Origin of the sequence: Halomonas sp. 5021 (assembly GCF_036663435.1) — a bacterium.
In the GTDB taxonomy this organism is placed as follows: Bacteria; Pseudomonadota; Gammaproteobacteria; order Pseudomonadales; family Halomonadaceae; genus Vreelandella; species Vreelandella janggokensis.
Genome location: NZ_JAXOVU010000002.1, coordinates 266,109 through 292,813, shown reverse-complemented (window position 1 = coordinate 292,813; position 26,705 = coordinate 266,109). Strand labels below are relative to the sequence as shown.

At 58.2% G+C, this 26,705-nt stretch carries 27 protein-coding genes and 1 pseudogene; 4 read left to right on the top strand and 24 right to left on the bottom strand.

Features of this window, described 5'->3' with window-relative positions; translation table 11 throughout:
- The 6 genes from R3F64_RS05045 to R3F64_RS05020 form a co-directional block, all read right to left on the bottom strand.
- Complete coding sequence (locus tag R3F64_RS05045) at positions 1-681, bottom strand: FKBP-type peptidyl-prolyl cis-trans isomerase (RefSeq protein WP_085918094.1); 681 nt, start codon at positions 679-681, stop codon at positions 1-3.
- A 150-nt stretch (positions 682-831) separates the two neighbouring features.
- The gene (locus R3F64_RS05040; protein WP_066316329.1) at positions 832-1,275 is read right to left on the bottom strand and encodes a universal stress protein; all 444 of its coding nucleotides are present in this window, start codon (positions 1,273-1,275) and stop codon (positions 832-834) included.
- Positions 1,276-1,296: 21 nt separating this feature from the next.
- Positions 1,297-2,580 carry a TRAP transporter large permease gene (locus R3F64_RS05035; protein ID WP_085918093.1) on the bottom strand — a complete coding sequence of 428 codons (1,284 nt, stop codon included), beginning with the start codon at positions 2,578-2,580 and terminating at the stop codon, positions 1,297-1,299.
- Between the two features lie 30 nt (positions 2,581-2,610).
- Positions 2,611-3,189, bottom strand: coding sequence for a TRAP transporter small permease (locus tag R3F64_RS05030; protein WP_085918092.1), 579 nt, complete (start codon positions 3,187-3,189; stop codon positions 2,611-2,613).
- 257 nt (positions 3,190-3,446) lie between these two features.
- Complete coding sequence (locus tag R3F64_RS05025; RefSeq protein ID WP_085918091.1) at positions 3,447-4,469, bottom strand: TRAP transporter substrate-binding protein; 1,023 nt, start codon at positions 4,467-4,469, stop codon at positions 3,447-3,449.
- Positions 4,470-4,639: 170 nt separating this feature from the next.
- Positions 4,640-5,227, bottom strand: coding sequence for a TIGR02444 family protein (locus tag R3F64_RS05020; RefSeq protein WP_332610160.1), 588 nt, complete (start codon positions 5,225-5,227; stop codon positions 4,640-4,642).
- A 29-nt stretch (positions 5,228-5,256) separates the two neighbouring features.
- Between R3F64_RS05020 and R3F64_RS05015 the strand changes: the two genes are divergently transcribed.
- Positions 5,257-7,203, top strand: a complete 1,947-nt coding sequence (locus R3F64_RS05015; RefSeq protein ID WP_085918089.1) for an ABC-F family ATP-binding cassette domain-containing protein — start codon at positions 5,257-5,259, stop codon at positions 7,201-7,203.
- An 8-nt stretch (positions 7,204-7,211) separates the two neighbouring features.
- Here the strand turns inward: R3F64_RS05015 and dtd are convergent, their stop codons facing one another.
- From dtd to R3F64_RS04965, 10 genes are all read right to left on the bottom strand, one after another.
- Positions 7,212-7,649, bottom strand: a complete 438-nt coding sequence (gene dtd, locus R3F64_RS05010; protein WP_332610159.1) for a D-aminoacyl-tRNA deacylase — start codon at positions 7,647-7,649, stop codon at positions 7,212-7,214.
- A 51-nt stretch (positions 7,650-7,700) separates the two neighbouring features.
- On the bottom strand, positions 7,701-8,294 hold the full coding sequence (locus tag R3F64_RS05005) for a chalcone isomerase family protein (RefSeq protein ID WP_199284262.1): 594 nt from the start codon (positions 8,292-8,294) through the stop codon (positions 7,701-7,703).
- 70 nt (positions 8,295-8,364) lie between these two features.
- On the bottom strand, positions 8,365-9,207 hold the full coding sequence (locus tag R3F64_RS05000) for a universal stress protein (RefSeq protein ID WP_085918086.1): 843 nt from the start codon (positions 9,205-9,207) through the stop codon (positions 8,365-8,367).
- Between the two features lie 103 nt (positions 9,208-9,310).
- Positions 9,311-10,141, bottom strand: a complete 831-nt coding sequence (gene thiD, locus R3F64_RS04995) for a bifunctional hydroxymethylpyrimidine kinase/phosphomethylpyrimidine kinase (RefSeq protein ID WP_332610157.1) — start codon at positions 10,139-10,141, stop codon at positions 9,311-9,313.
- 116 nt (positions 10,142-10,257) lie between these two features.
- Positions 10,258-11,370: a TRAP transporter substrate-binding protein gene (locus tag R3F64_RS04990; RefSeq protein ID WP_199284263.1), complete on the bottom strand. Its 1,113-nt coding sequence runs from the start codon at positions 11,368-11,370 to the stop codon at positions 10,258-10,260.
- 177 nt (positions 11,371-11,547) lie between these two features.
- The gene (locus tag R3F64_RS04985; protein ID WP_085918083.1) at positions 11,548-12,957 is read right to left on the bottom strand and encodes a TRAP transporter large permease; all 1,410 of its coding nucleotides are present in this window, start codon (positions 12,955-12,957) and stop codon (positions 11,548-11,550) included.
- Positions 12,957-13,514 (bottom strand): TRAP transporter small permease subunit, encoded by a 558-nt coding sequence (locus tag R3F64_RS04980; protein ID WP_085918082.1) that lies wholly within the window; start codon positions 13,512-13,514, stop codon positions 12,957-12,959. Before R3F64_RS04980 ends, R3F64_RS04985 begins: the two co-directional genes overlap by 1 nt.
- 103 nt (positions 13,515-13,617) lie before the next feature.
- Complete coding sequence (locus R3F64_RS04975) at positions 13,618-14,424, bottom strand: endonuclease/exonuclease/phosphatase family protein (protein WP_085918081.1); 807 nt, start codon at positions 14,422-14,424, stop codon at positions 13,618-13,620.
- A 35-nt stretch (positions 14,425-14,459) separates the two neighbouring features.
- Positions 14,460-15,092, bottom strand: a complete 633-nt coding sequence (locus R3F64_RS04970) for a thiol:disulfide interchange protein DsbA/DsbL (protein ID WP_085918080.1) — start codon at positions 15,090-15,092, stop codon at positions 14,460-14,462.
- 108 nt (positions 15,093-15,200) lie between these two features.
- Positions 15,201-15,821 carry a c-type cytochrome gene (locus tag R3F64_RS04965; RefSeq protein ID WP_085918079.1) on the bottom strand — a complete coding sequence of 207 codons (621 nt, stop codon included), beginning with the start codon at positions 15,819-15,821 and terminating at the stop codon, positions 15,201-15,203.
- A gap of 216 nt (positions 15,822-16,037) precedes the next feature.
- Between R3F64_RS04965 and yihA the strand changes: the two genes are divergently transcribed.
- Positions 16,038-16,673, top strand: coding sequence for a ribosome biogenesis GTP-binding protein YihA/YsxC (gene yihA / locus R3F64_RS04960; RefSeq protein WP_332610149.1), 636 nt, complete (start codon positions 16,038-16,040; stop codon positions 16,671-16,673).
- Here yihA and R3F64_RS04955 read toward each other — a convergent pair.
- The 8 genes from R3F64_RS04955 to R3F64_RS04920 all read right to left on the bottom strand — a co-directional run bounded on the left by R3F64_RS04955 (position 16,667) and on the right by R3F64_RS04920 (position 24,843).
- Positions 16,667-17,404: an HAD family hydrolase gene (locus R3F64_RS04955; RefSeq protein WP_085918077.1), complete on the bottom strand. Its 738-nt coding sequence runs from the start codon at positions 17,402-17,404 to the stop codon at positions 16,667-16,669. The two genes, yihA and R3F64_RS04955, sit on opposite strands and share 7 nt — an antisense overlap.
- Positions 17,401-18,306 (bottom strand): tyrosine recombinase XerC, encoded by a 906-nt coding sequence (locus R3F64_RS04950; protein WP_199284265.1) that lies wholly within the window; start codon positions 18,304-18,306, stop codon positions 17,401-17,403. The genes R3F64_RS04955 and R3F64_RS04950 overlap by 4 nt, the downstream gene beginning before the upstream one ends.
- Positions 18,299-19,012 (bottom strand): DUF484 family protein, encoded by a 714-nt coding sequence (locus R3F64_RS04945; protein ID WP_085918075.1) that lies wholly within the window; start codon positions 19,010-19,012, stop codon positions 18,299-18,301. The genes R3F64_RS04950 and R3F64_RS04945 overlap by 8 nt, the downstream gene beginning before the upstream one ends.
- 56 nt (positions 19,013-19,068) lie before the next feature.
- Positions 19,069-19,902 carry a diaminopimelate epimerase gene (dapF, locus tag R3F64_RS04940; RefSeq protein ID WP_085918074.1) on the bottom strand — a complete coding sequence of 278 codons (834 nt, stop codon included), beginning with the start codon at positions 19,900-19,902 and terminating at the stop codon, positions 19,069-19,071.
- On the bottom strand, positions 19,902-21,173 hold the full coding sequence (lysA, locus tag R3F64_RS04935) for a diaminopimelate decarboxylase (protein ID WP_199284266.1): 1,272 nt from the start codon (positions 21,171-21,173) through the stop codon (positions 19,902-19,904). Before lysA ends, dapF begins: the two co-directional genes overlap by 1 nt.
- A complete protein-coding gene (lptM, locus tag R3F64_RS04930) occupies positions 21,174-21,284 on the bottom strand; it encodes an LPS translocon maturation chaperone LptM (protein WP_082925969.1) in 111 nt (36 codons plus the stop codon).
- Positions 21,281-22,687, bottom strand: a complete 1,407-nt coding sequence (argH, locus tag R3F64_RS04925; RefSeq protein ID WP_199284267.1) for an argininosuccinate lyase — start codon at positions 22,685-22,687, stop codon at positions 21,281-21,283. The genes lptM and argH overlap by 4 nt, the downstream gene beginning before the upstream one ends.
- Before the next feature lie 104 nt (positions 22,688-22,791).
- Positions 22,792-24,843 (bottom strand): putative bifunctional diguanylate cyclase/phosphodiesterase, encoded by a 2,052-nt coding sequence (locus R3F64_RS04920; protein WP_332610139.1) that lies wholly within the window; start codon positions 24,841-24,843, stop codon positions 22,792-22,794.
- A gap of 138 nt (positions 24,844-24,981) precedes the next feature.
- Between R3F64_RS04920 and hemC the strand changes: the two genes are divergently transcribed.
- The gene (gene hemC / locus R3F64_RS04915) at positions 24,982-25,926 is read left to right on the top strand and encodes a hydroxymethylbilane synthase (protein WP_085918070.1); all 945 of its coding nucleotides are present in this window, start codon (positions 24,982-24,984) and stop codon (positions 25,924-25,926) included.
- Positions 25,923-26,701, top strand: a pseudogene (locus R3F64_RS04910) (uroporphyrinogen-III synthase). Before hemC ends, R3F64_RS04910 begins: the two are co-directional and overlap by 4 nt.
- Positions 26,702-26,705: the final 4 nt, after the last annotated feature.

Sequence of the window (26,705 nt, the reverse complement as noted above, 5' to 3'; positions counted from 1 at the left end):
TTATTCAACGTCCAACAGTTCTACACGGAAGGTGAGCACCTCGTTGGGACCAATCGGGCCCTGGCCACTTTCACCGTAGGCTAGGTCGGAAGGGATATACAGCATCCAGCTGTCGCCCACACTCATTGCTTGAAGGGCTTCTTGCCAACCTTCGATTACCTGATTGACCTGGAAGCTGACCGACTCGCCGCGTTCATAGGAACTATCAAAGACCGTGCCATCCAGCAGCATGCCTTCGTAATTCACCTCGACGGTGTCTTCGGGGCCAGGCGACTCGCCCTCGCCTGACTCAAGCACTTCGTACTGGAGGCCTGACTCGGTGACGGTCACCTCATCGCGCTCGGCGTTTTCGGCGAGGAAGGCTTCACCGGCTTCACGGTTCGCTTCACTGGCTTGCGCCGCTTCCTCCTGGCGGGCCGCCATGGATTGCTCCTGAAAAGCCATCAATGCTTCGCTCATTTGCGCTTCATCAAGCGCCAGATCATTACCTTCAAACACATCGCGTATGCCGTCGGTAAAGGTGTCGATATCCAGGTCTTCGACATCGGCCTGCATGCTTTCACCCAGCGTAACGCCCAGGCTATAGGCCAAACGCTCTTCTTCTGTTTCCGGCGCCGCAGCGGCCAAGGGAGCCACCAGTAGTAAGCCAACCAGGGCCGTTGAGGAAATCGCTACGTTCATAGAACACCTTTTTTGCGTGGTGCGAAGCACCGTGATGAGGGTAATGGATGCGTATTGAAAGGACACTTAAAAGAGTAACACCCGCCGCCCCAGGCTGCATCTGCCGAGGCGGCGGGTGTTATTACCCTGCGATATCTCCGGGGAAGAGCGTTACACCACCATCGTGGGGCAGTGCGCTGAGCCTGCCACTCGCTGGGAAACACTGCCCAACAACAGGTTTTTATCGCCGTTGGTGCCTTGGGCACCGATAACGATCAAGTCACACTCACGTTTGCGGGCAAAGCGAACGATGGTTCGCGATGGTCGACCTCCCTTGACGAAGGCCCGCACGCTCCCGCTATCAGCCCCCATCTCTATCGCATGGGACTTGGCGTGTACCGCGATTTCCGTGGCGTACTCCTTCAACGCATCGTCAGGAATGTCCAGCTTGCTGGGCCGCACCATGGAAAGCGATGCCTCAAGCAGGCTGTGGTGCTTGAACACACATAGCAAGTACAGCTCTGCGCCGGTCAGCATGTGCAGGCCTACGGCTTTCTCAAGCGCCTTGAGGGCGCCCTTGGAGCCATCCACCGGCACTAATATGCGGTTGAACATTGGCGTTCTCCTTGTGACGACTTAGCGAAACGCTATATCGCGCAGGAACAGGGCAATTTGCGGGAACATGATCAGGAGCACGGCCGCCAGAATCAACATAAAGATAAACGGCGGGGTGCCCTTGATCACATCCCAATACGGGCGCTTGAAGATCGCAATGGCGGTAAAGATATCGCACCCAAAGGGCGGCGTCGCCGAGCCGATGGCCACCTGCAGGGTAATCAAAATCCCGACCAAAACAGGATCCAGCCCGGTGGAGGCAATTGCTGGCGCAAAGATGGGTGTCAGTACCAGGATCACCACAATCGGGTCGACAAACATGCATGCCACGAAGAACGCGATACAAATGGCAATCAGCACGCCGGTGGGGCCTGCTTCATTGACGCCCACTGCCTCCAGAATCGCCTGGGGAATCTGCGCAAACGAGATGATCCACGAAAAGCTGTTACCCACGGCCACCAGAATAAACACCACGGCGGTAATCAAGCCCGTCGATTTGGCAATGGCGTAAATATCATTCACTTTCAGCGAACGGAATACCAGGAACTCGAGGAAGACGGCATACAGCACACAGGCCGCAGCAGCTTCAGTGGGGCTGAAAATACCGCCATAAATACCGCCAACGATAATGACCGGGAAACCCAGCGGCCAAAGCGCCATGCGCACGGCCCTACCGCGCTCTCCCCAGGTCGACTTTGGCTCGGTAGGGACGTTTTTCACCGTCGCATAAATCATGCTGTAGGCAGCGAACATCATCAGAATCATCAAGCCAGGTCCGATCCCGGCAATAAACAGCTCACCAATAGACGTACCTGAAATGACCCCGTAGATAATCATGCCGATACTCGGCGGAATCAAAAAGGCAATATCACTGGAGTTGATAATCAACGCCAGAGTGAACGAATCCGAATACCCCGCTTTCAACATACGCGGCCGCAACGGCGAACCAACGGCCACCACCGTGGCCTGCGTCGATCCCGACACTGCCCCGAACAGCGTACACGAAGCGGCCGTGCTGACGGCCAGGCCGCCTTTCACATGGCCGATAAACGACATGACCATGTCGATCAGCCGACTGGCTGACTGGCCCCGGGTCATGATATCGGCGGCCAGAATAAACATCGGTACCGCGATCAGCGATGCGGGACGTATCCCCGCCATCATCTGCTGAATCAGGGTTTCCATCTGCCCCAGCCCGTTGAACATCATGTAAAAGCCAATGGCCGAGGCGGTGATCAACGGGATCATCATCGGAAAGCCCAGCAACAGCAGGGCAATCATCGTAGTGACCATTATTGTCGTCATAGCGGTTCCCCTAGGCAGCGTTGCCCTGCGTTAGACTTCCGTTTCGGTATCTTTATAACCATCCACCACCCCGGTGGAGAGGTACACATCCCGGGAGGTCATGTTCTTAATTGCCGTTAGCAGGTATTGAATGCCGGTAATCAAAAAGCCCATCGGTACCCAGAGATAAATGATCCAGATGGGTAGCCCCAAGGATGGCAGCACGCGCCCTTTGCTATACAAATCGATGATGTAAAACACCGAGTAGTAAAGCAAAAAGAACATGACCATCGAGGTAAACAAGGCAATGACGATCATCAGTAATTTGCGACCTCCAGTGGGGAGGGCATCGTAGATGGCCGACATGCGAATATGCCGACCGTGCCGGGCGGCGTAGCCAATACCGGCAAACGTAATCATGATAATCAGGATACGGTTAATCTCACCTGTAAACATGATGCTGTGGCCGAACACAAAGCGTGTAACCACGTTAGTGACCGTATTCAGAGCCATGAGCAAAACACCCATCGCCAAAATGACGGCTTCTAATTTGCTGATAGCTGTATCAATCACCCCTAAAAAACCGGGCAAGCCAGAGCGGTAGCTTTTCTCAGACTCTTCTTCGGTCATGGCCGGACTCCTTTTATCACGCAGCCTTGCGCTAGCGATTTCACCTTTCCACACCGATCTAAATGCCGGAAATTGTTGTGCCATCCACGGCTAACATAATTAGCCTAGCGGTAACCCAACGTTACTGGTTCAACGCTGGATGAACGAATTACTTTCCAACAAGCGAATTGATATTGCTATTGATCATATGAGAAAGGGGCAGCCGCTGGCCGCCCCTTTGGTCCTTCCGTTGCAGCACCTTGTATGGCGAGGGCTGCTTATTCTTCGTCGCTGGAGACTTCTTCCAAGTCTTCCTTGAACTGATTGAGCAACTCTTCACCGCGCTCACCGGTCATTTCCAGAAATGCTTCCTCAACCTGAGGCGCACGTTCACGGAAGGCCTGAATCTGCTCTTCATTCAAACGCGTGACGGTGACTTCGTCAGAGGCTTCCTGAATTTTGGCAAGCGATTCTTCGGCTAAGCCCTGGATATGCTCGATGGTATGATCATAAGCCACTTCAGAGGCTTCCTGGACCAGTTGCTGATCTTCTTCGGAAAGACCTTCGTAGAAGTCCTGGTTGGCCATCATCGCAGTGGTAAACCAGCCGTGACCGGTAAAGGTCAGGTGCGGAGACACTTCATACAGACCGCCGGACTCGATCCAGAAAATCGGGTTTTCTTGACCGTCGATAACGCCGGTCTGTAGGCCACCATAGACTTCACCCCAGGGCAACGGCGTTGGCGTAGCCCCGAACGCGTCGTAGGTTTCCGACAACAGCGGGTTGGTCATGGTACGGATTTTCTTGTTATCCAGCCCCTCGGGAGAGGTGAACGGCTCGTTGGTCGTCACGACCATCTCACCTTCCGGATACATTTGCAGTAGCTCTAAGCCTTGCTCAGCATAAAGCTCTGGGAACATCTCGTTGATGGCTTCGCTCTCGTCGAAGAACTCAAGTACGGTTTCTTCGTCGGTGGGAAGCAGGTAGGGAATGAAAAAGATTTGTGCTTCAGGGATGAGCGAGCCGGTGAAACCAGGCGACTGGTTGACGAACTGGAGAATACCGTTCTGGGTCTGCTCCATGATGTCATCGGACTCGCCCAGCTCGCCAAAGCGATAGACTTGGACGGTATGATCGGAATTGTCTTCGATGTGCTCTTTGAACGCATAGGCGAAAACGTCCTGAACATCACCTTCATATTCTTCGTGCGCGTAACGCCAGTTGTCTGCCTGAGCGACGCCCGACATACCAACCAACAGTGCACTGACGCTCGCCGTCGTTACTAACTTGCTTGCCTTCATGCGGTGTTCCCCTTGCAGTGGTAAGCGCGCTGTACGAGTGCGCAGGAATCTGCTTTGATCGGCGCGTCTCACAACGCGCAGTGTTGTGGCCACTGTGCAATCGCTGAATGGCGCTGCACATCTCAGAGGCCGAATAACAGTTAGTTATTCAAAAGCAGCTAATTTTCAGGCTAGCGCGCCCGCCGTAAGGGGTCAAGTTGCTGACCTAGCACGCTAAAGGCGTGTTGAAGGGCCTGTCGTGTTTTTGACCCACAACCTTCCATTTTCGCATCTTGTGGCAATAAAACGTTTTCTTGCAGCCATCTTCCCGTATCTTGCGAGCTAACTGGCACATTTCTCAGGCGTGCAGTGGGCTGCTCGTTGTCCAATGCCCACGTTTGCCAACGTTGAAGGTTTTCACGCTCGGCGAGCAGCTCTGCCTGTTTGATCCGCTCACGCAGGGCGGAAACGGTCTCACTTGGGGCATCGTGATGCTTTAAATCGCGCCTTAGCCCGCGCAGCACTTCTGTCACCCCAGTCTGCCAATCACGGCGCGCCTGGCGCAGCGCTTCAAGCGACTCTGGTAACGCCTCGAGTCCATGCACATACAGCCAGCCATGAAACAACAGCTCGCAGACATCCACGCCTGCGTCGTCCTGTAGCGTCAGGCACGCCTGCTCGACGCCGGGGCGACTATAAAAGGTTAGCGCGAAATCCCACAGCGGTGTCTGCTGAAGCGCCGCGAATCGGGTAGAATCAAGCGCACTAGAATCTGGCATTGTATGACCCACCTTATTCGGGAGAACGCATGATCGCACTGCGCCAAGTCGCCCTGCAACGCGGCACGCAAACGTTACTCGACAACGCCGACCTCACCCTACCCGACGGGGTGAAAGCGGGGATTATCGGGGCTAACGGTGCAGGCAAATCGAGCCTCTTTAAACTACTCCTGGGCGAACTCGGCCCGGACCAGGGCGACGTCGAACTGAGCGGTGGACAGCGTATCGCTCACATGGCTCAGGAGGTCGATGCGCTGGACCGGCCGATTATCGAGTATGTACTGGATGGCGACATCGCCCTTCGCCAGGCCGAAACGGACCTACAGGCCGCCAGGGATGCAGGGCATGCCCACCGGGAGGCTGAACTGCACGGCTTGATTGAAACCCTCGACGGTTATCGCGCCGAATCCCGCGCAGCACAACTGCTGGTCGGGCTCGGCTTTTTTCAGGCGGACCTCGATCGACCGCTTTCAGCGTTTTCCGGGGGCTGGCGGATGCGCGTCAACCTGGCCCGCACGCTGTTCATGCCCTCCGACCTGCTACTGCTCGATGAGCCCACCAACCACCTGGACCTTGATGCGTTGCTGTGGCTGGAGCAATGGCTCACCCGCTATCCCGGCACATTGCTGTTGATTTCCCACGACCGCGATTTTCTTGATGCCGTCTGCGATCACATTGTGCATATGCATCACCAAACGATGGAACTTTACCGCGGCAACTATTCACTTTTTGAGCGCACCCGCGCCGAAAAGCTTGCCCTCCAGCGGGCAGAAGCCGCCAAGCAGCAGGCACGACGCGAGGAAATCGAGCGCTTTATCGCGCGTTTCCGTGCCCAGGCCACCAAGGCCAAGCAGGCCCAAAGCCGCGTCAAGATGCTGGAGCGCATGGAAGATATTGCTGTCGCCCATGTCGATTCGCCCTTTCATTTCACCCTGCCCGCCTCGGATAAAACCTCTCACCCGCTACTGGTGCTCGACCAGGCCACGCTGGGTTATCGCGGCGATGCGGGCGATATCGTCCAGCTAGACAAGGTCAATGTTACCCTCCTGCCGGGTAGTCGGATCGGTCTGCTAGGCCCCAACGGGGCGGGTAAATCAACGCTGATCAAATCACTCACTGGCGAGCTCGAATTGCTGAATGGCAAGCGGGTGCCCGGCGAGCACTTGGCGATTGGTTACTTTGCCCAGCATCAGTTGGAAGGGCTCGACGTGACCACCACCCCATTCGTGCATGTACAGCGGCTATCGCCCACCGTCAGCGACCAGGAAATCCGCAACTTCCTGGGTGGGTTCGGCTTTAAAGGCGACGACGCCTTTGGTCAGGTAGCCACCTTTTCAGGCGGCGAGAAGGCGCGTTTGGCGCTGGCCCTGGTGGCGTGGCAAAAACCCAACCTGCTGCTGCTGGATGAGCCCACCAACCACCTGGACCTGGAAATGCGTGAGGCACTGACCCAGGCGCTGGCCAGCTTCGAAGGCACCGTCATCCTGGTATCCCACGACCGTCACCTGCTGCGCGCCACGGTGGATGAGTTCTGGCGGGTCGCCGACCATCGCGTCGAGCCTTTTGACGGTGACCTGGACGACTACCGAGCGTGGCTGAAAGCACGCCTTGAAGAAAGCCGCCGCGACAGCCGCAGCGAGAAAAACGAACGCCAGGCCCAACAGCCCAGCGGTGATCGCAAGGCGGCTCGCAAAGCAGCCGCTGAATTACGTGAGAAGTTGCGTCCACTGAAAAAGCAGCGTGACCAGGCGGAAAAAGCGATGGAGAAAACCCAGCAGTCACTGGAAAAGGTCGAGGAAATACTGGCCGACCCTGAGCTTTACACCGACAACGCTCGAAAAGCTGAATTGACCGATGCCCTGGCCCGCCAAGCTGATATCAAGGCGCGCTTGAACGACGCCGAAGCCGAGTGGCTGGCCGCCGAGGAGGCACTGGAAGCCATGGAAGCTGAGTTAGTGGCCAGCGAGAACGCCTGAAGACCCGCTCAGCTCTCCAGCAAGAAGGTCACCGGCCCGTCGTTCACCAGCGAGACCTGCATGTTGCCGCCAAACTCGCCGGTAGCGACGTTCTGCCAGGCGGATTGCGCCCGGGCCACCAGATAGTTAAACAGCTGCTCGCCTTCATCGGGGGGCGCGGCGCTGGAAAAACTGGGCCGCAGGCCTTTATGGGTATCAGCGGCCAGAGTGAACTGTGACACCAGTAGCAGGCCGCCCTCGGCCTGTTGCACATTCAGATTCATCTTGCCATTGGCATCGCTGAACACACGGTAGTTCAGCAACTTGTGCAACAGCTTGTCGGCATCCGCCTGGCTATCGCCCTTTTCAATGCCCACCAGCGCCAACAGCCCGTGGTCAATGGCGCCCACGGTATCACCCTCGATATCAACGCTTGCCCGGGTTACCCGCTGAATCAATGCTTTCACGCTATGCCTCGCTCGCAAAAGCGCCAGTATAACGCGCTTGCCAATACCTGATTACCGCCCTAATAGCGCATCGCGGAAGTCTTCACCCAGAGGACGTTCGCCTAGCCAGATACCAAAGAGAGCACTGGCCAGTTCTGCATTACCGCCCTCGAATAGAATCTCGCCATTCAATGCCAAGCGCAGCGTATCGCCGTCCCAGCTCAAGACATAGCGGTCCTGTGGCTCGACATCCTGATAACGTTGGTTAAAGGTATTAATATCGGCTTCCAGCTGCGAGTACTCATAGGCGGTCAGGTTTTTTTGCAGCGTTTCTGTGGTGGCGTCGGCAAACTCTTCGGCCTCGATATCATGGAAGTAAGCTAACTCGAGGCGGCGGGGTATATCGCTTTGCGGCTGGGGATCAGTCTCGCCTTCTGCCTGGTAATACGCCCCGGCATAGGCGGTCCAGATCATGTAGGTAAAAACGCCGCTGCCGATAAGCGCATAGCGCTGGCCGTTCTCTTCCAGGGTTCGCTCGAAGCGCTCACCTTTTTCGCTGACTGTCTGCGCCCAAAGGTCTGAAGACCCAAACAGCAGCAACGCGCCCGCCAGCCATACACCAACGCGATACCCGCAAGGCTTGAGAAAACCGACATGTAACGACATAGCAAGGCACCTCTTATTGTTGCAAGACAGCACCTATACTACATAAAAACCAAATAAAAGTTCCGTATAATTACGCCCTGCATAGCATCACGTCACAGTGAGGCTCACTCAATAGCATATCGGTCATCTGGCTCGCATGGTGCGGTTGGTCGCGGCTGCCGATCACCACCAAATCAGGGGTGTGGCGCTTGATGTAAGCATTCAAGACCTCACACGGGGAGCCGTGCTCCAGCACCAGCTCAACGTCGGGAACGCCCGCCAGCTCGTCCATCAAACTGTCAATTTCCTGAGCGAGCCGTTCGCGCAGCCGCGTCACCTCGTGATCTCGCCATTGCGCATAGTAAGGGTGCGAGCCAAGTTCACGCTCGCCCGGCAAGCTCCAGGCATGCAATAACGTCAGTGATGCATCAGGAAAACGCTGCAACGCTTCCCGCAGACTGTGCCGAGCCGTCAGAGAGAAATCGACGGGCACCAGTATCGACCCCCACGGCTGGGTAGGCGGCTGCGAGGCAACCACCACAGGGCAAGGCGCACTGCGGATAATACGCATCAGGGTAGTCCCCGCAAGCAGGTCTTTCTGTCCGCGCTTGCGATGCATACCCACTACGACCAGGTCTGCCTGGCGCTCATGGGCCTCGCGGATAATTTCAACGTAAGGCGCGCCAGCCACCGTCTGGATCAGCGTCTTGGGTTCTTCGAGGGCGTAATCTTCACGGACATCTTTGAGAGTGGCGGCGATATCGTCTACCACCGCCGCTTCAACCTCGTGAAAGACGCGACGGGGCAGGTAGGGATCGAGCACATGGACGATATCGAGCTGCGCGCCGTCGGCGTAAGCCAGGCGCAGCGCTCTGGCAAAGGCGGCGCGGTTTTCGGCAGAGAGGTCAGTGGCAAACAGTAGGGTACGGGTCATCGCAAACGCTCCTCGGCCTGCTAGCAACACCCTTCAGCATGGTGCGCAACGGTCCATTGCGCAAGCTAAACGGTGACGCCACCCCGGCGAGCAGCGCTGTGCTTTACCACCAGGCGTGAAAGTGATGCACCGGGCCGCGCCCGTTACCCACATTCAGCCTGACACTGGCCTCCAAACCGGCATGCAGCCATTGCTTGGCCTCGGCAATCGCAGCAACCGGGGCGTCATTTTCAGCACCTGCCGGGAGCTTGGCGAGGCAGGCCGCAATAGCTGACGAAAGCGCGCAGCCGGTGCCGTGCAGGTTTTCCGTGGCGATCCGTGACGCTGGCAGCCAGCGGTGCTCATTGGGCGTCGCCAGCAAATCGGGGCAGGTCTCGCCCCGCAGGTGGCCCCCTTTGAGCACCACATAGGGCGCGCCAAGCTGCGTCAAGCCCGGCAGCATCGCTTCCATCTCATCCAGTCCGGTGGGCGATGGTGCGTCGAGCAGAACAGCGGCCTCGGGCAGGTTGGGGGTAATCACGTCCGCCAGTGGCACCAGGATATCGCGCACCGCCCGGATACCTTCATTATCGACCAGAATATCGCCGCTTTTGGCCACCATTACCGGGTCGAGCACGATCCAGCGTGGCCGTCGCCGACCCAGCACCTCGGCGATCACCTCGGCCACGTCGCGGCTGGCGACCATACCGATCTTGACGGCATCGATCTCGATATCGTCGAGCAGGTTCTCCAACTGCTCGCGAATCGCCTGGGGCGACACCGGATATACCGAGACGACACCGCAGGTATTCTGGGCGATCACCGCCGTAATCACATTGGTACCGTAGACCCCGAGTGCCGAGAAGGTTTTCAAATCGCCCTGCAGCCCAGCGCCACCGGACGGGTCGGAGCCGGCGATGGTAAGCACATTGCGCAGGCGGGAATCAGTAGACATGAGGATCCTCGGATAAAAACAGTATTCAGCTAGGATACCCAAGCCGAGGCGTTTGTGCTGCCTTAAAAACGCAAATGGCCGCCCGAAGGCGGCCATTTCATGCAAGGCTCGGCGTATTATTCGGCGCTGTCGCCTTCAGGGTTACGTGCGTTGTAGTAAGCCTGTTCGGAGATCGCGTGATAGTCCTCGACCTTCTCCTGGAAAGCCTGATAGGACTCGTAAATCCGCGTTGCCATCTCGCTGGATTCTGCCAGCTCTGCAACGACATCTGCCGAGTGTTCACGTGCCTGCGCTAATACGTCATCAGGAATGCGTCGCAGCTCGACATCATGCTCGTTGACCAGTGTTTCCAGCGCATCATTGTTACGCGCGGTGTACTCGTCCAGCACGTTGGCATTGACGTCGCGTACCGCGGTTTTCAGGATCGCTTGCAGGTCCGCCGGCAGTTCGGCCATGGCCTCTTCGTTGACGATCGCCTCGAACATCACGGTCGGCTCGTGCCAGCCCGGATAGTAGTAGTAATCCGCCGCCTGGTGCAGGCCAAAGGCCAGGTCGTTATAAGGACCAATCCACTCGGTTGCGTCGATCGCGCCCGACTGCAGCGAGGTAAAAATCTCACCGCCCGGCATGTTCACGATCGCCACGCCCATGCGGTTCATGACTTCACCGCCCAGGCCTGGCATACGCATTTTCAGGCCATCCAGGTCATCAACCGAGTTGATCTCCTTGTTGTACCAGCCGCCCATTTGCACGCCTGAGGCACCGGCCACCAATACGTCGACGCCAAATTCATCGTAAAGCTCGTTCCACAGCTCCATCCCGCCACCGAAGTGTAGCCAGGCGTTCATTTCCTGGGCGTTCATGCCAAACGGCACAGCGGCAAAGAACTGGGCAGCGGGGGCTTTGCCCTTCCAGTAATAGGAAGCGGAATGGCCAAGCTCAGCGGTACCGTCGGAAACGGCGTCAAATACCTCAAACCCTGGCACCAGTTGACCGGCACCAAAGACTTCGATGGTCAGGCGGCCGTCCGACATTTCATCCACAAGCTCGGCAAGACGCTCGGGGCCTTGGCCGACACCCGGGAAGTTTTTCGGCCAGGATGTGACCATCTTCCAGCGGAATTCTTCTTCCTGCGCCTGGGCGTGATTATCAATACTCGACACCGCCAACAAACTGGCGGACATGGCAGTCGTCATGGCAATGGCGACGGGGAGTGTTTTAACTTTCATACATGAACCCTCTAGCTTTCTATTATTACTGTTATGGGTAGGAAAACACCGCTCAGCCATGTGCTTCAGGCGTCGGACCAAGCGGCTTGCTGCAAATGGTTAATGAGTTATTTAACTGCGTAAGTACTAGGTTGTCACGTCCTTGCGTTGATAGCAGCGGCGACTTTCAACTTATTGCTAGCCGCCGAACTGCGCGGGCAGCCACGTTGCCAACTGCGGAAAGAACGTCAGCATCAGCAACATGCCCAACTGCATCAGGATAAACGGAATCACCCCGCGATAGATCGCCGAAGTCGGCACTGACGGCGGCGCCACCCCACGCAGATAAAAGAGAGCAAAGCCGAACGGTGGCGTCAAGAACGACGTTTGTAGGTTAATCGCAATCATGATGCCGAGCCAGATCGGATCAAGCCCCATGGCGAGCAGAATCGGGCCGACGATGGGCACCACCACGAAGGTAATTTCGATAAAGTCGAGAATGAAACCCAGCAGGAAGATAACCAGCATCACGATGATCGTTGCGCCCACCACGCCGCCGGGCATACCTTCAAACAGCTCGGTGACCATGTGCTCGCCACCATAAGCCCGGAATACCAGCGAAAACAGCGCCGCCCCGATCAGAATCAGAAACACCATGGTGGTGACGTTGGTCGTCGAACGCAGAACGTCTTTCAGGGTCGCCATATCCAACTGGCGATAGGCTAGCGCCAACACCAGGGCGCCAAAGGCGCCCACGGCGGACGCTTCGGTAGGTGTCGCAAAGCCACTGAGGATCGACCCAAGCACCGCCACAATCAGCACCACGGGTGGCACCAGACCTTTGAGCAGCAACATGCCAAGCCCCGAGGTGTGACCAAGCTCTTCCATCAACTCCTTTCGATCAGCGGCGGGGGCCATGCTCGGGCGCCACCAGGCGATGAGCGCTACGTAAACCATGTACATGACCACGAGGATTAAACCCGGCACCAGTGCGCCCATGAAGAGATCACCCACCGATACCGTTTTCGGGCTAAAAATCCCCATATCCAGCTGCGCTTGCTGATACGCCGATGACAAGACGTCACCCAGTAGTACCAGCGCGATGGAAGGGGGAATAATCTGACCCAGCGTGCCGGTGGCACAAATCGTCCCCGTCGCAAGCGAGGTGCTGTAGCCACGCTTCAACATCGTCGGCAACGACATCAGGCCCATGGTGACCACGGTTGCCCCCACGATGCCTGTGGATGCGGCCATCAGCATGCCTACCAGCGTCACCGAGATACCCAAGCCACCGCGCATGGCACCAAACAGCAGTGCCATGGCATCGAGCAGCGTTTCGGCGACTTTGGATTTCTCGAGCAAAACCCCCATCAAGACAAACAGCGGCACCGCCAACAGCGTCTGGTTGGTCATGATGCCGTATAGTCGGTTGGGCAGCGCGGCAAGATAGCCACCATCGAAATTGGCATCGATTCCCATGGCTTGGAGGCCCAGCCCCATACCGGCAAACAGCAGCGCCGTGCCCGCCAGCGAGAGCGCCACGGGAAAGCCGAACATCAGGACAATACAGATGACGGCAAATAAAACAATCGGCATGAATTCCAGCATCAAAGGCGCTCCTCATGATGGTCATCATCTTCGGCGGGCGCTATCCGTCCGGCCAGCACATAACCATTGCGTACAACTTCAATGACGCCTTGAACGATCATCAGCAATGCAAATAGCGGTATCAGGGTTTTCAGTGCGAACACGGCCGGAATGCCGCCGTGGTCAGGGGAGCTTTCGAGGATGCGCCAGGAATTGGCGACGTAACCCATGCTCGATGCAATGATGAACACCATCACCGGCATCAATAACGTCACAATGCCCACCACATTGATAAGGGCCTGGCGGCGTGGCGACATTCCCCGGTAGAAGATGTCGACCCGCACATGACCGTCGTGCCGAAAGGTATAAGCCGCGGCAAGCATAAAGACGCTGGCATGCATGTACATCACCAGCTCTTGCATAAAGATACTGTTCACGCTGAACGCATAGCGGAGCAGTACAATCGCGAACTGAATCAGCATCATGATGATGATCAGCCACGCAAGGGATCGCCCGAACCACTCTGAAGCGCGGTCCAGCGCACCTATCAACGCAGGTAGTTTTGTTGTGTCCGACATGGAAGTGTCTCGCGTAAAACGGCTAAGAGGAGTCAGCGCCCCAGACAATAGCGCAAATACGCAGACATTGCAGCGTCCCTGAACAGCGAGACGCGCTTATCTATTAAACGCTTGCGCGAATCGCCGCTAGACAGGCTTCAGGAAGCGGCAAATCGACGGCAATGGGCAGATGGTCAGAGAACAGATGATCCAGTACCTGCACATCCACCACCTCGAGGGACTGGGAGAGCAGAATATGGTCCAGCGCTCGCCGCGGCTGCCAGGATGGGTAGCTCAGCAGGGGTTTTACCGGGTGTAGCGGCAGGGCGTCATTGAAGCGCTCGTGGGCATGCAACTGATCCGGTGTGCAGTTCAGATCCCCCATTACCACCACATGGCGCAGCGGCTGGATGATTTCACTGAGGTAGTTGAGCTGCCGCACGCGACCGCGATGGCTCAGCGCCAGATGCGCGACAAAGATATGCAGCGCATCCGGCCCCTCACCAAAGCGCGCGTGGATGGCACCCCGCCCCGGCATTGCGCCTGGCAAACGATGCTCCTCTATCTGACTGGGAACCATCCGCGACAGCAGCCCGTTGCTGTGCTGAGCAATACGGCCCAGATTGCGGTTCAACTGCTGGAAATGGTGGGGCAATCCCGACTTGGCGGACAGGTATTCGACCTGGTTAACGCGGCTTGAGCGAAAGCTGCCGCCATCGACTTCCTGAAGCCCGACCACATCGAACCTGCCCATCACCTCGGCCATCAATGCCAGCCGCTGCAAACGTTGGGGATGGGGCAGAAGATGCTGCCAGCTGCGCGTTACGTAGTGATGATACGCCGAGGTCTGAATACCGACCTGGAGATTAAACGTTAACAGACGCAAGTGGCCGCTGCTCAGCAGCGGTGCGTGTGCCTCCAGCTCTTTCATGCAAAACCCCGTGGTGAATGCAGCGTCACAAAGCGTTACTCTTGGCGCGCTTCACGGACCTGATCAACCAGGGCGTCGGCGATATTGGGCATGTTTTCAAGGCTACCGGCGCTGCTTGGCGTCACGACATAGCGACCATCGACCACCAGCGCGGGCACACCCATCAGGCGCATATCGCGCATGCGGCTATTGGCTTTGTTCACGTTGCTGCGAACGTTAAAGGCCGTGAGGGCTTCCTTGGCTTCCTCTTCGCTAACGCCATAATCGGTGAAAAAGGCGGCGATCTCGTCTTCATCGGTCAGAGAACGCTCGTCCTGGTGGATGGCGTCGAAGAAATCCGCGTGCAGGTCCTCTTCAATACCGAGTTCTTTCGCGGCGTAGAAGGCGTTGGCATGGGTATTCCAGTCGCCGCCCATGGTCGCCGGCATTTTTTCAACCGTCACGTCATCATCGAGGGTTTCGTACCACTCATTAACATGTGATTGCAGGCGATAGCAGTGCGGGCAGCCAAACCAGAATACCTCCAGCACTTCTATTTGCCCCTCCTCAACCTGCGTCTCAACCGGCTCGTCGAGCACTTCGTAGTGCTGTCCTTCAACCAACTCTTGGGCACTGACTGCCGCTGACAAGCTTAGTCCGGCAACCGCAACCATTAACGTTTTCAACATAGTGACTCTTCTCCGTGGGAAAGCGACCTTGTGACCCCAGCGTTCGGCTGGGGTTCCACGCTTGGCAAAACAAGTGATTAATAACATGAGCTTATTGAGGGCGGTCGTTTAATTCAAACCCAGCAGATAATTAGCTACCGCCTGCATGTCGTCATCGCTCATTTTTGTCGCGATATCACGCATCACGCCGTTAGGGTCGTTATCCCTGTCGCCGGCGGCAAAGTCCTGCAGGGTGCTGACCGTGTAATCGATTTGCAGCCCCGAGAGTGCTGGATAAGCCGCACTGCCTATTCCCCGGCCGGTCGGCGTATGGCAGGCACTGCAGGCCGGAATGCCATTCTCCCTGTCACCGGCCCGGTACAGCTCTTCACCACGGGCCAACAGCGCTTCGTCATCATCCGCCTGGCCAAGATGAGGCTCCTGCCCGGCGTAAAAAGCGGCCACGTCCCAGGCGTCCTGGTCATCAAAATTATCCACCTGACCCGCCATCTGCGGCACCTCACGGCGGCCATCACGAATATCCATGATTTGTTTGGCAAGGTACGACATCTGCTGGCCCGCCAAATGAGGAAATGTCGGTGTAGGGCTGATACCAGCTTGCCCGTGACAAGCCGCACAGGGCGTTGCCAGGGTTTCACCGGCGGCCGCGTCAGCCTCCGACCGAGGATCTGCCGCAGCGCTCCCCGCGGCACCCAGGGAAATGGCCAGGCTTGCCAGTAATGTTCTCATCGCAATTCCATTATGGTTGGTGTTATCAAAGCCTCCGCACGACACACAAGCTGACACGTTGGTCGCTGCCCGGCAGAGCACGGTGTTACACTACCCGCGGGCCATAGAAACCCATTTGTGTGCAGTATAGCGAAGCCTCCAAATTGCAGAAATCTTGTCGCGCATTGTTGGTCACCTTATTGATTGTTTTTATCTTTGTTTGTCAGGATTAATGCCATGCCTACCCCCCATGATAGTTCAGCTGTGCGACTTAATTACCCCACCGCGCAATTTATGACCAGCGCGCCTACGCTCGCCCTATGCCCGGACGATACCGGTGCCGAAGTCGCGTTTGCCGGGCGCTCGAACGCCGGAAAATCCAGTGCGATCAATGCCCTTACCCAGCAGAAAGCGCTGGCCCGCACCTCGCGTACGCCGGGGCGCACCCAGTTAATCAACTTCTTTAGCGTCATGAATGATGAGGCATGCCGCCTGGTCGATCTCCCCGGATATGGTTACGCCAAAGTCCCCGAAACGGTCAAGCTGGAATGGCAGCAGCACATGTCTGACTACCTGCGCGGCCGCTTCAGCCTGCGCGGGTTGGTGCTGTTGATGGATGTACGCCATCCGCTCACCGAGTTTGACCAGATGATGCTGGGGTTCGCCGACCAGCGTGACATGCCGGTGCATATTCTGCTCACCAAGGCCGACAAGCTGAAAAAGGGCCCGGCCAACGCGGCGTTGCAGCAAGTGCGATCACGCCTGAAGGGGTGGGAGGACCTGGTATCGGTTCAACTGTTCTCGTCGCTCAAGCGTGACGGGGTCGACACCCTCGCACAGCGTCTGGACCAGTGGTTGAAGACGCCTCAATAAGGCGTCTTCAATGCCGCCAGCACGCCGCGCAGCTCTCTCACATGGCCAATCTGATGGACGCCCTTGGGCAGCGCGTCGTGACGCTCCTCGCTGATCCACACCGCGTGCATGCCCAACCGCAGGGCCGGGACTATGTCTTCTTCCCAGGAATCGCCCACGTGCATGGCGTTGTGCGGCGCGACCTCGAAGCGTTCAAGCGCGGCCAGAAACGCCGTGGGGTCGGGCTTGGGGGCCAATAGTTCACCGGCGGCGATCGCCACTTCAAAGTAACCCGCCAACGGTTGACGTTTGAGGTGAATATTACCGTTGGTAATGGCCGCCAGCCGATAGCGTTGCCCAAGGTCTGACAATAACTCGGCGGCTTCGGGGTGCGGCGTCACCTGTACGCGCAAACGATGGAATTCATTCATGGCAGCGGCGGCCCACAGCGTTGCAGCGCTGCGCGGCAAGCCTTGGGTCTCGAGCTGCGCTTCCAGGGCACGTAAACGCAGCCAGGTAAAGTCACCACGTCGTTCGGGCACTTCCAAGGCCAGTCGCTTTCGGCGTTGCAGATAATCCTCAAGCCCTTGATCAAACCCTAGCCCCCACGACGGCCAGCAACGTTCGGCCAACCAAGCGGCGAGGTTTTCACGCAGCCAGCCGTAATGCCCGGTTTCCGTTCGCGCCATCACGCCGCTGTTATCCCAGAGGGTATCGTCCAGATCAAAGGTAATCGCTTTGAGTGAGGTCATGGCTCGCTCCGTGGGCGGCGTTTTGCGCGAGGGTGCGCGGCGTCGTAGCTGGTTGCCAGGTGCTGCCAGTCCAGCCGCGTATAGACCTGGGTGGTCGAGAGGTTGGCATGCCCCAGCAACTCCTGCACCGCACGCAGATCCTGGCTGGACTCGAGTAAATGGCTGGCGAATGAATGGCGGAGTCGGTGAGGATGCAAATGCTCGGGTAGCCCCCGCTCAATGGCAAGCAATGCCAGGCGCTTTTGAATCGCCCGATGTCCCAGGCGTGCCCCACGCTGGCCGACAAACAGCGCTTTTTCAGCGTCAGGCGCCCATTGGGGCCGGACGCTCAACCAGGCCGCCAGCGCCTGCCGGGCTCGACGCCCCACCGGCACCTGGCGGGGCTTGCCGCCTTTTCCCAGCACGCGTACGCGATGGTCCTGAAGAGCCTCAAGGTCGAGTGACGCCAGCTCCGCCAAGCGCAACCCACTCGAATAGAGCAGTTCCAGCATTGCCTGATCGCGGCGCGCCAGTGGCGAGTCATCGTGGGGCGTATCCAGAAAGCGCGCCAGCGTATCGACATCCACCGGGCGCGGTAAGTGCTGGGGTTGCTTGGGTGTACGGACCAGATCCAGCGGGTTATCGGCGATGAAGCCCTGCTTCACCAGGTAATCGGCGAAGCGCGATAACGCCGCGCGGCGCCTGGCGAGGCTGCGTGGCGCAAGCCCCCGGCGGCGCTCTTCCCCCAAAAACGCGCGCAGCAGATGCTGGTCGAACGCGGCGGCATCGTCGTCCTGGCGCTCAATAAACCCGCACAGCGCGCCAATATCCTGGCGGTAAGCAGCCACCGTCGCCTCGCTTGCGTGGCGTGCGAGCGAGGCGAGAAACGCCTCAGCGTGCTGGCGGGTAGCGTCGTCATTCATGGGTGGGCGTCAGGCGAATCAGCAGCCGTGCCACGATATCGCCAAGGTACTCGGTAAACAGCGTATCCATACTGGCGCGGTACTGATCGGCATCGGGGCTGGCAATCAGCAAGTACCCCAGCGGCTCACCCGCAGAAAGCCGCGAAATGGCGCATGAACCCGCCTTGCGTGGCGCTTTGACGTGGGGTAACAAGCACTTCCAGTCGCTGACGCTGAGTTTGGCGCAACGACTGGTGCGGCCATCGAGCAACGCCGCCAACCGGGCACTGGCATGCTGATCCAGCACATGCCGGGGCGGCTGCGGGAGTGAGGGTTCGTCGTCGCTTAATGTCGCGGGGCACCATAGCGCCATGGCGGGGGTGTTGAAGCGCTCACTAAGCTGCGTGGCCAACGCCTGGGCCAAAGCGTCACGCGTGTCGGCCTCCACCAGCGCCAGCAACGTTTCGCGCAGCCGTCGGTACTGGGCCTCATTATGGCGAGCGGTTTCCAGCAAATGCTCAAGACGCCCTTCGGCGGTCTCGGCGCGCTGGCGTAAGTCGATCACCAGGCGCTCGAGGAGCGACACCGCCCCTTCAATATGCGGATGAGGAACCTGCAACTGCTGCAGCAGCCCTTCCCGCCCCACGAAAAAATCGGGATGCCGCGCCAGCCAAAACGCGACTTGATCGGGGTCGAGCGTTTTGCGCGGTTCTGGGGCTTGGGACATCGCCGTTCTCCTTGGGTTAGTCAAAGACTGCTTGCTCTATCGGTTGTTCAAAAGCGCTAGTAAATCGCTACCCGGCCGTCGAAGACATGCGTCGCCGGCCCCACCATGATCAGCGGTGACTCGGGTGACGACCACTCGACACTCAATTCGCCGCCGAGTAAATGGACGCGCACCGGGCTTTTTAACAGCCCCTGGCGGATACCACTGGCAACGGCGGCGCAGGCCCCGGTACCACAGGCTAGCGTTTCGCCACTACCGCGTTCAAATACCCGTAGCCGGATTTCGCTTGCCGACAGCACCTGCATGAACCCCACGTTCACACGCTTGGGAAAGCGCGGATGCGCTTCGAGCAGCGGACCCAAACGCGCGACGGGAGCGGTATCAACGTCATCGACCTGAAGCACCGCATGGGGGTTGCCCATCGACACCACACCCAGTTGCAGCGTTTCACCATCCACCTCGACATCGTGCAGCGGCTGGTCGCCCGGGGCGTCGAACGGCACGGCTGCCGGATTAAAGCGCGGCTGCCCCATGTCGACACGCACCAGGCCGTCGTGCTGAACATTCAACACCAGCGGTCCGCCAGCGGTTTCAACACGAATTTCGTGCTTGTGGGTCAGACGCTGTTCACGGACAAAGCGCGCAAAGCAGCGCGCCCCATTACCGCAGTTTTCGACTTCGCTGCCATCAGCGTTGTAAATCCGGTAGCGAAAGTCCATATCAGGGTCGCGGGGCGGCTCCACGATCAGCAGTTGGTCAAAACCGATGCCAAAACGCCGATCCGCCAGTTGGCGTATTTGCTCGTCGCGCAGGCGGGCGCGCTGGGTGACCAGGTCGACCACCATAAAGTCGTTGCCGAGGCCGTGCATTTTGGTGAAGTGCAAAAGCATTAGCAGCCTCCTTCGGGCAGCAAGGCTTCACCGGACCACAGGCTTTCCAGCGTTTCACGGGCGCGGACCAGATGACAACGTTCGCCGTCTACCATCACTTCAGCGGGGCGCGGGCGGCTGTTGTAGTTGGAGGCCATGACAAACCCATAGGCGCCGGCGGACCGCACGGCCAGCAGGTCGCCCGCGGCAATCGCCAACTCGCGTTCTTGACCCAAAAAGTCGCCCGTTTCACAGACCGGCCCCACCACATCGTAGATCGAGGTTTCGCGCGCTGATCGCGTATCCACCGGGACAATGGCCTGCCATGCCTGATACAACGCCGGGCGTATCAGATCGTTCATGGCGGCATCCACGATGGCAAAGTTCTTGGTTTCGCCAGGTTTTAAAAACTCCACACGGGTGAGCATGATCCCCGCATTGGCGGCAATCGAACGACCGGGTTCGAACAGCAGCGTCAGTTGCTCGCCGCCTTCCCAACGCGACAGGCGCGAGAGTAGCTGGCTTGCGTAGTCAAACGGGTGCGGCGGGGTTTCATCCCGGTAGGGCACGCCAAGGCCGCCGCCCAGGTCCAGATGGTCGATCTCGATGCCACGCTCGCGCAGGCGCTCCATGAGCACCAGTAAACGCTCCAGCGCATCCAGAAACGGCGCGGTTTCGGTAAGCTGCGAACCAATATGGCAATCCAGGCCCTTGACCTGCAGGTTGGGCAGACTTGCGGCCAGTTCGTACACCGTCAGGGCATCGTCGACGGGAATGCCGAACTTGTTGTCCTTAAGGCCAGTGGAAATGTATGGGTGGGTACCCGCGTCCACATCGGGATTGACCCGCAGCGACACCGGGGCCATCTTGCCAAGCTCACCCGCCACGGCGTTCAGCCGCTCGAGCTCGGGGCGTGACTCGACGTTGAAACATTTGATGCCCACTTCAAGTGCCCGGGCCATTTCATGGGGCTGCTTGGCCACGCCGGAAAACACGACCTTGTCCGGGTCACCGCCCGCCTTGAGCACGCGCTCAAGCTCGCCCACCGACACAATGTCAAAACCCGCTCCCAGCTTGGCCAACAGCCCCAGCACGGCGAGATTGGAGTTTGCCTTTACCGCGTAGCAAATCAGGTGTGGATGGCCGCCCAACGCTTCGGTGTAGGCGCGGAAATGGCGCGTCAGTGTTGCCTTTGAATAGACATAACAAGGCGTGCCGTATGTCTCGGCGATACGGTCAAGCGGGACATCTTCAGCAAAAAGCAGGCCGTCACGGTCGTTAAAATGATCCATTTAACCCTCCTGCTGATCGACATTATCGTCATCGGGCAGGTAGAGCGGCCCTTTTTGTCCACAGCCGACCAGCAACAGGGCCACCACGGCGAGTAAGGCAATTTTTTTCATAGTGCCCCCCCTTTCAAGGTTGCCAGTGCCTCGCGGGCACGCTGGGCGGCGGCACGCACCTGGTCGGGGGCCGTTCCGCCGATGTGATTGCGCGCGGCCACAGAGCCCTCCAGCGTCAGCACCTCGAATACATCCTGCTCAATAGTGGCCGAGAACTGCTTGAGTTCATCTAGCGTCATTTCTGAAAGGTCTTTTTCAGTCCTCAGGCCATAGGCCACCGACTGACCGACGATCTCATGGGCATCACGGAAGGCCACCCCTTTGCGCACCAGATAGTCAGCCAGGTCGGTGGCCGTGGAAAAGCCTTTGCGCGCCGCTTCAAACATGCTGGCTTTTTTCGGCTCGATGGCCGGCACCATGTCGGCGAACGCTTTCAGGCAATCACGCACGGTATCCACGGCGTCAAACAGGGGTTCCTTGTCTTCCTGATTGTCCTTGTTATAGGCCAGCGGCTGGGACTTCATCAGGGTCAGCAGGCTCATCAAGTGGCCATAGATGCGGCCCGTCTTGCCACGCACCAGCTCAGGCACATCGGGGTTTTTCTTCTGCGGCATGATCGACGAGCCGGTACAGAAGCGGTCGGGCAAATCGATAAAATCGAACTGGGCGCTGGTCCACAGCACCAGTTCTTCGCTCATGCGCGACAGGTGCATCAACAGGATACTGGCGAAGCTGGTGAATTCGATGGCGAAGTCGCGATCGGACACGGCGTCCAGCGAGTTTTCCGCCGGGCGCTCAAAGCCCAGCAGTTCGGCGGTCACGTGACGATCGATCGGGTAGGTGGTACCGGCCAGCGCCGCAGCACCGAGGGGCATCACGTTGATCCGCTTGCGGCAGTCCAGCAGGCGCTCGTGGTCACGGGCGACCATCTCTTGCCAGGCCAGCAAGTGGTGGCCAAAAGTCACCGGCTGGGCGGTCTGCAAGTGGGTAAAACCGGGCATGATGGTATCGGCTTCGCGGTCAGCAAGCTCGATCATTCCCTCGCGCAGGCGGACAAGCTCGGCTTCTATGACGTCGATGGCGTCGCGCATGAACAAGCGAATATCAGTAGCCACCTGATCATTGCGCGAACGCCCGGTGTGAAGCTTTTTGCCGGTAATACCGATCTTGTCGGTCAGCCGGGCTTCGATGTTCATGTGCACGTCTTCCAGCGGCACCGACCACTCAAACTCATCGCGCTCGATTTCGCCCTTGATCTCACTCAGGCCGTTGATAATCGCGTCACGCTCGTCGTCGGTCAGCACGCCGACGCGCGCCAGCATCGTCGCGTGGGCGATAGATCCCTGGATATCCTGGCGCGCCAGGCGTTGATCAAAATTGACGGACGCGGTAAAGCGTTCAACAAAGGCGTCGGTGGGCTCGCTGAAGCGACCGCCCCAAGACTGGTTCGTAGCTTGGCTCATCGGAGGCATATCCTGCTGACAAAACAATTAGAGTCGATAGCGGAAAGTGTAACAGAGTCACCCTCGGGAGCGGCACGCCGTTTTTATCACGACGGCATCAATGCCTAGGGCGTCGACAACGTCGGGGGCGACGCTAAGAAATCAAGCAGGGCGTTCAATGGCATGGGGCGCGCGAAGTAGTAGCCCTGCAAGTAGTCGCAGTGACGTTGGGCAAGGTAGGCAAACTGCTCAGCGGTTTCCACGCCCTCGACCAGCACCTCTAGCTCCATCTTTCCCGCCATGGCAACAACGCCATCAATGATGGCGGCATCGTGGCGATCGGTAATCACATCACGCACAAATGAACGATCAATTTTGATTCTGTTAATAGGAAGGCGTTTAAGGTAGCTCAAGCTGGAAAAACCGGTGCCAAAGTCATCCATGGCAATGTGAACGCCCAACTGCCGTATGCGCTGCAGCGCTTGAATGGCCTGCTCCGCGCTATCCATCAATACGCCTTCGGTCAGTTCCAGTTCAAGCAGTTCCGGCGCCAGGCCGCTTTCCTCAAGCACCCGTTCAACCGTTTCCAGAAAACCGGGGCGCTGGAAATGCATCGGCGAAACATTCACCGCCATGGTGATTCGCCCCAGGCCCAGCTCGTTCAGTTGCTTGGCAACGCGGCAGGCAGTGGCGAGCACCCAGTCGCTGATCGGGATGATTTGCCCGGTGTCTTCCGCCAGGCCAATAAAATCCCCGGGCGGAATGAAGCCACGTTCAGGGTGCGGCCAGCGGATCAGGGCTTCCACGCCCACCACCTTGCCACTGGGCCCGTGCATTTGGGGCTGGAAATACAGCTCGAACTGCTGCTGCTCAATCGCATACTGCATCGCATTGCGCAGGCTGACCCGTTCGCTGACCTTGCGGTTGAGATCCTCGGTATACCATTGGCAGGTATTACGCCCGCGACGCTTGGCCTTGTACATGGCCAAGTCAGCCTGCTGGATCAACTGGGAAGGGTCACTGAGGGTACCGTCGCTCATCGCCCCACCGATACTTGCGGTAATGCGCAACTCGCTGCCTTGATGCCAGTAGGGTGTCGCCAATCGTTTGAGAATCCGCTCAACCACTTGAATCACGTCGCTGTGGTGAGCCAGATCCGGCAGGAGGACCACAAATTCATCACTGCCGAAACGCGCTACGGTATCCCAGGGGCGCAGTTCCTCTTCAAGCCGCTTGGCGACCTCCATCAGAATAAAGTCACCGACTTCATGCCCAAGGGTGTCATTGATCGGCTTGAATTCGTCCAGGTCGATAAACAGCACGGCGAGATGACGCTGGTAGCGGCGCGCCACCAGGCATCCCTGATCCAGGCGCTGGGTCAGCAGCGTCCGGTTGGGCAACCCCGTCAGCGCATCATGGCTGGCGTTATAAGCCAACTGTGCCTGGTACTCGCGCTGTTCAGAGATATCGTTTTGCACGCCGATGAAATGGGTCACTTGCCCCAACGTATCGCGCACCGGAGAAACGTATAAATCGTTCCAGAAAGGCCTGCCATTGCGCCGATAGTTGCGAATTACCACATGCACTTCTATACCATCAGCGACACCCCGGCGTAGCTGCTTGACCGTATTGGGATCGGTATCGTCGCCTTGCAAAAAACGGCAGTTGCGGCCAAGCGCTTCCTCGCGGGTATATCCAGTGATCCGCTCAAAGGCGGTATTAACGTACACGATAGGCAAGTCAGCATGGGCCGCATCCGCAATGATCATGCCATTGGTACTTGACTCGACGCTGCGTTCGAGGAGCTTCAGTCGGCTTTCGGTGGCTTTGCGATCCGACACCACCCGCGCGATGACATAGGCCACCCCGTCGCCCAGCGAAGGATCGACCTCTAACCAGTGAAGCGCCTGTGAGGACGAGCGAGCCCGCACCTCGAAGATGGGAACATCGTGCCCCTGGATCAAGCGCTCAAACATTGTCTCGATGAGAAGGTGGTCCCGCACGTCAACCACCTTGCCACAGTGCCTACCCACGAGTGCGTCCGCTGAATAACCCAGCAGGTTCTCAAACGCAGGGTTTACCTGCAAAAACCGCCCTTCCAGGTCAATACAGAAAAATAAATCATGGGAAAGCAGGAAAAATTGATCCAGCTGTCCATACGGTGCAGAGGGCGTCATAGGGTATCCTGAGGCAAGCAACTTGGGACGCATTCAAGATCACTTGCGGTATTGGTTATTTTTACTGGGTAGCCGGGTGCTTTATGATGAGAACTATCATAATTTGACGCGCCGTGTCAGCGGCAAAAGGAGAATAACGTGGCATCTATCACCAAACTACGCATCGCCACGCGGAAAAGCCAACTGGCGATGTGGCAAGCGGAGCATGTTCGCGACCGCCTGATGGCGGCGCACAGCGGGCTTGAGGTTGAACTTGTGCCGCTGTCCACTCGAGGCGACAAGATCACCGATACACCGCTTTCCAAAATTGGTGGCAAAGCATTATTTGTCAAGGAATTGGAAGAGGCCATGCTGGACGGTCGCGCCGACATCGCGGTGCATTCCATGAAAGATGTCCCCATGCATTTCCCCGAAGGCCTGGGCCTGTCGATAATTCTCGAAGGCGCCGACCCCACCGACGCCTTTGTCTCGAACCATTACCGCAGCCTTGACGAGCTGCCGGAGGGGGCTCGCATTGGCACGGCCAGCCTGCGACGGGGACTACAGATGCGCGAGGCGCGTCCTGATCTCAGCATTCTGAACCTGCGCGGCAATGTCCAGACCCGCCTGGGCAAGCTGGATAGCGGTGAATTCGAAGCGATCATCCTGGCCACCTCCGGCCTCAAGCGGCTTGGCCTGGACGATCGCATTACCCAGGCGATGCCGCCTGAAATCTGCCTACCCGCCTGCGGGCAGGGCGCCCTTGGCATTGAGTGCCGACTGCACGATCCTGAATTAATTGCACTTCTGGCGCCGTTGGACGATGCTGATACTGCCACACGCGTTCGCGCGGAAAGGGCGATGAATACGCGCCTGGAAGGCGGCTGCCAAGTGCCCATTGCCGGTCATGCGGTGCTGGACCTTGATAACGAGACGATGTGGCTGCGTGGGCTGGTCGGTAACCCGGAAGGCACCGAAGTGCTCCGCGCGGAGGGCCACGGCTCGATGCACGAACCCGAAGCGTTGGGTATTCGCATCGCTGAGGAGCTGCTTGACCAGGGAGCAGGCAAGATTCTGGCCGAGGTATACGGCAACGAGATATGACGCTACCGGTACTGATCACCCGGCCTGGTACTCGAGGGACAGTGCTTGCAGAGGCACTGCGCCGCGAGGGCGTCAACGCTGAGGCACTGGACGTGATGCAGCTTCAGGCGCTGCCCGAAGACACGACCTTGCGCCAGGTTTGGCTAAATATTGATCAGTACCATAAGATCGTTATTGTGAGTCCCTTTGCCGCTGGCTGTTTGAGCGAGGCGCTTGATCGCTACTGGCCACAGCTGCCGGTCGGCATTGACTACTATAGCGTTGGTCAAAGTACAGCGGCCTTGCTTTACGACCAGTTAGGCGTGCGCGTGCATGTCCCGCCGCCACGTGAGAGTGAGGATACCAGCGAAGCGCTGCTGCGCTTGGCATCACTGCAAAGGCTATCCCACCAGCGCGTATTGATAGTCGCAGGTGAAGGAGGTCGACCGCTATTAGCGGATACGCTTGCCGAACGCGGCGCGCAGGTGACCGCTTTGGCCGTCTACCGACGCCGCTTGCTGACACCATCGAGCCCCGTAAAAGCGCGGCTCGCAACGGGTAATTACCGGGCGTTGATCGTCACCAGCGGCGAACTCTTAGAACATCTGGCAAAATGGTGCCAACCGGCAGCGTTGAACCAACCGCTAATCGTTTCCAGTCGCCGTTTGGCTACACTGGCTGAAAGACTGGGGTTTTGCGACCCCATTGTGGCGTCAGGGGCCACACCACCGGCGTTAATCGCCGCGTTGGCTCGGACCTAGACCCAGCGGGTGCCGATGTCGATCAAGGAACTTAACAAG

Coding starts and splice junctions, on each gene's coding strand:
- R3F64_RS05045 (WP_085918094.1), bottom strand. CDS start 681: ATGAACGTAGCGATTTCCTCAACGGCCCTGGTTGGCTTACTACTGGTG.
- R3F64_RS05040 (WP_066316329.1), bottom strand. CDS start 1,275: ATGTTCAACCGCATATTAGTGCCGGTGGATGGCTCCAAGGGCGCCCTC.
- R3F64_RS05035 (WP_085918093.1), bottom strand. CDS start 2,580: ATGACGACAATAATGGTCACTACGATGATTGCCCTGCTGTTGCTGGGC.
- R3F64_RS05030 (WP_085918092.1), bottom strand. CDS start 3,189: ATGACCGAAGAAGAGTCTGAGAAAAGCTACCGCTCTGGCTTGCCCGGT.
- R3F64_RS05025 (WP_085918091.1), bottom strand. CDS start 4,469: ATGAAGGCAAGCAAGTTAGTAACGACGGCGAGCGTCAGTGCACTGTTG.
- R3F64_RS05020 (WP_332610160.1), bottom strand. CDS start 5,227: ATGCCAGATTCTAGTGCGCTTGATTCTACCCGATTCGCGGCGCTTCAG.
- R3F64_RS05015 (WP_085918089.1), top strand. CDS start 5,257: ATGATCGCACTGCGCCAAGTCGCCCTGCAACGCGGCACGCAAACGTTA.
- R3F64_RS05005 (WP_199284262.1), bottom strand. CDS start 8,294: ATGTCGTTACATGTCGGTTTTCTCAAGCCTTGCGGGTATCGCGTTGGT.
- R3F64_RS05000 (WP_085918086.1), bottom strand. CDS start 9,207: ATGACCCGTACCCTACTGTTTGCCACTGACCTCTCTGCCGAAAACCGC.
- thiD (WP_332610157.1), bottom strand. CDS start 10,141: ATGTCTACTGATTCCCGCCTGCGCAATGTGCTTACCATCGCCGGCTCC.
- R3F64_RS04990 (WP_199284263.1), bottom strand. CDS start 11,370: ATGAAAGTTAAAACACTCCCCGTCGCCATTGCCATGACGACTGCCATG.
- R3F64_RS04985 (WP_085918083.1), bottom strand. CDS start 12,957: ATGCTGGAATTCATGCCGATTGTTTTATTTGCCGTCATCTGTATTGTC.
- R3F64_RS04980 (WP_085918082.1), bottom strand. CDS start 13,514: ATGTCGGACACAACAAAACTACCTGCGTTGATAGGTGCGCTGGACCGC.
- R3F64_RS04975 (WP_085918081.1), bottom strand. CDS start 14,424: ATGAAAGAGCTGGAGGCACACGCACCGCTGCTGAGCAGCGGCCACTTG.
- R3F64_RS04970 (WP_085918080.1), bottom strand. CDS start 15,092: ATGTTGAAAACGTTAATGGTTGCGGTTGCCGGACTAAGCTTGTCAGCG.
- R3F64_RS04965 (WP_085918079.1), bottom strand. CDS start 15,821: ATGAGAACATTACTGGCAAGCCTGGCCATTTCCCTGGGTGCCGCGGGG.
- yihA (WP_332610149.1), top strand. CDS start 16,038: ATGCCTACCCCCCATGATAGTTCAGCTGTGCGACTTAATTACCCCACC.
- R3F64_RS04955 (WP_085918077.1), bottom strand. CDS start 17,404: ATGACCTCACTCAAAGCGATTACCTTTGATCTGGACGATACCCTCTGG.
- R3F64_RS04950 (WP_199284265.1), bottom strand. CDS start 18,306: ATGAATGACGACGCTACCCGCCAGCACGCTGAGGCGTTTCTCGCCTCG.
- R3F64_RS04945 (WP_085918075.1), bottom strand. CDS start 19,012: ATGTCCCAAGCCCCAGAACCGCGCAAAACGCTCGACCCCGATCAAGTC.
- dapF (WP_085918074.1), bottom strand. CDS start 19,902: ATGCTTTTGCACTTCACCAAAATGCACGGCCTCGGCAACGACTTTATG.
- lysA (WP_199284266.1), bottom strand. CDS start 21,173: ATGGATCATTTTAACGACCGTGACGGCCTGCTTTTTGCTGAAGATGTC.
- lptM (WP_082925969.1), bottom strand. CDS start 21,284: ATGAAAAAAATTGCCTTACTCGCCGTGGTGGCCCTGTTGCTGGTCGGC.
- argH (WP_199284267.1), bottom strand. CDS start 22,687: ATGAGCCAAGCTACGAACCAGTCTTGGGGCGGTCGCTTCAGCGAGCCC.
- R3F64_RS04920 (WP_332610139.1), bottom strand. CDS start 24,843: ATGACGCCCTCTGCACCGTATGGACAGCTGGATCAATTTTTCCTGCTT.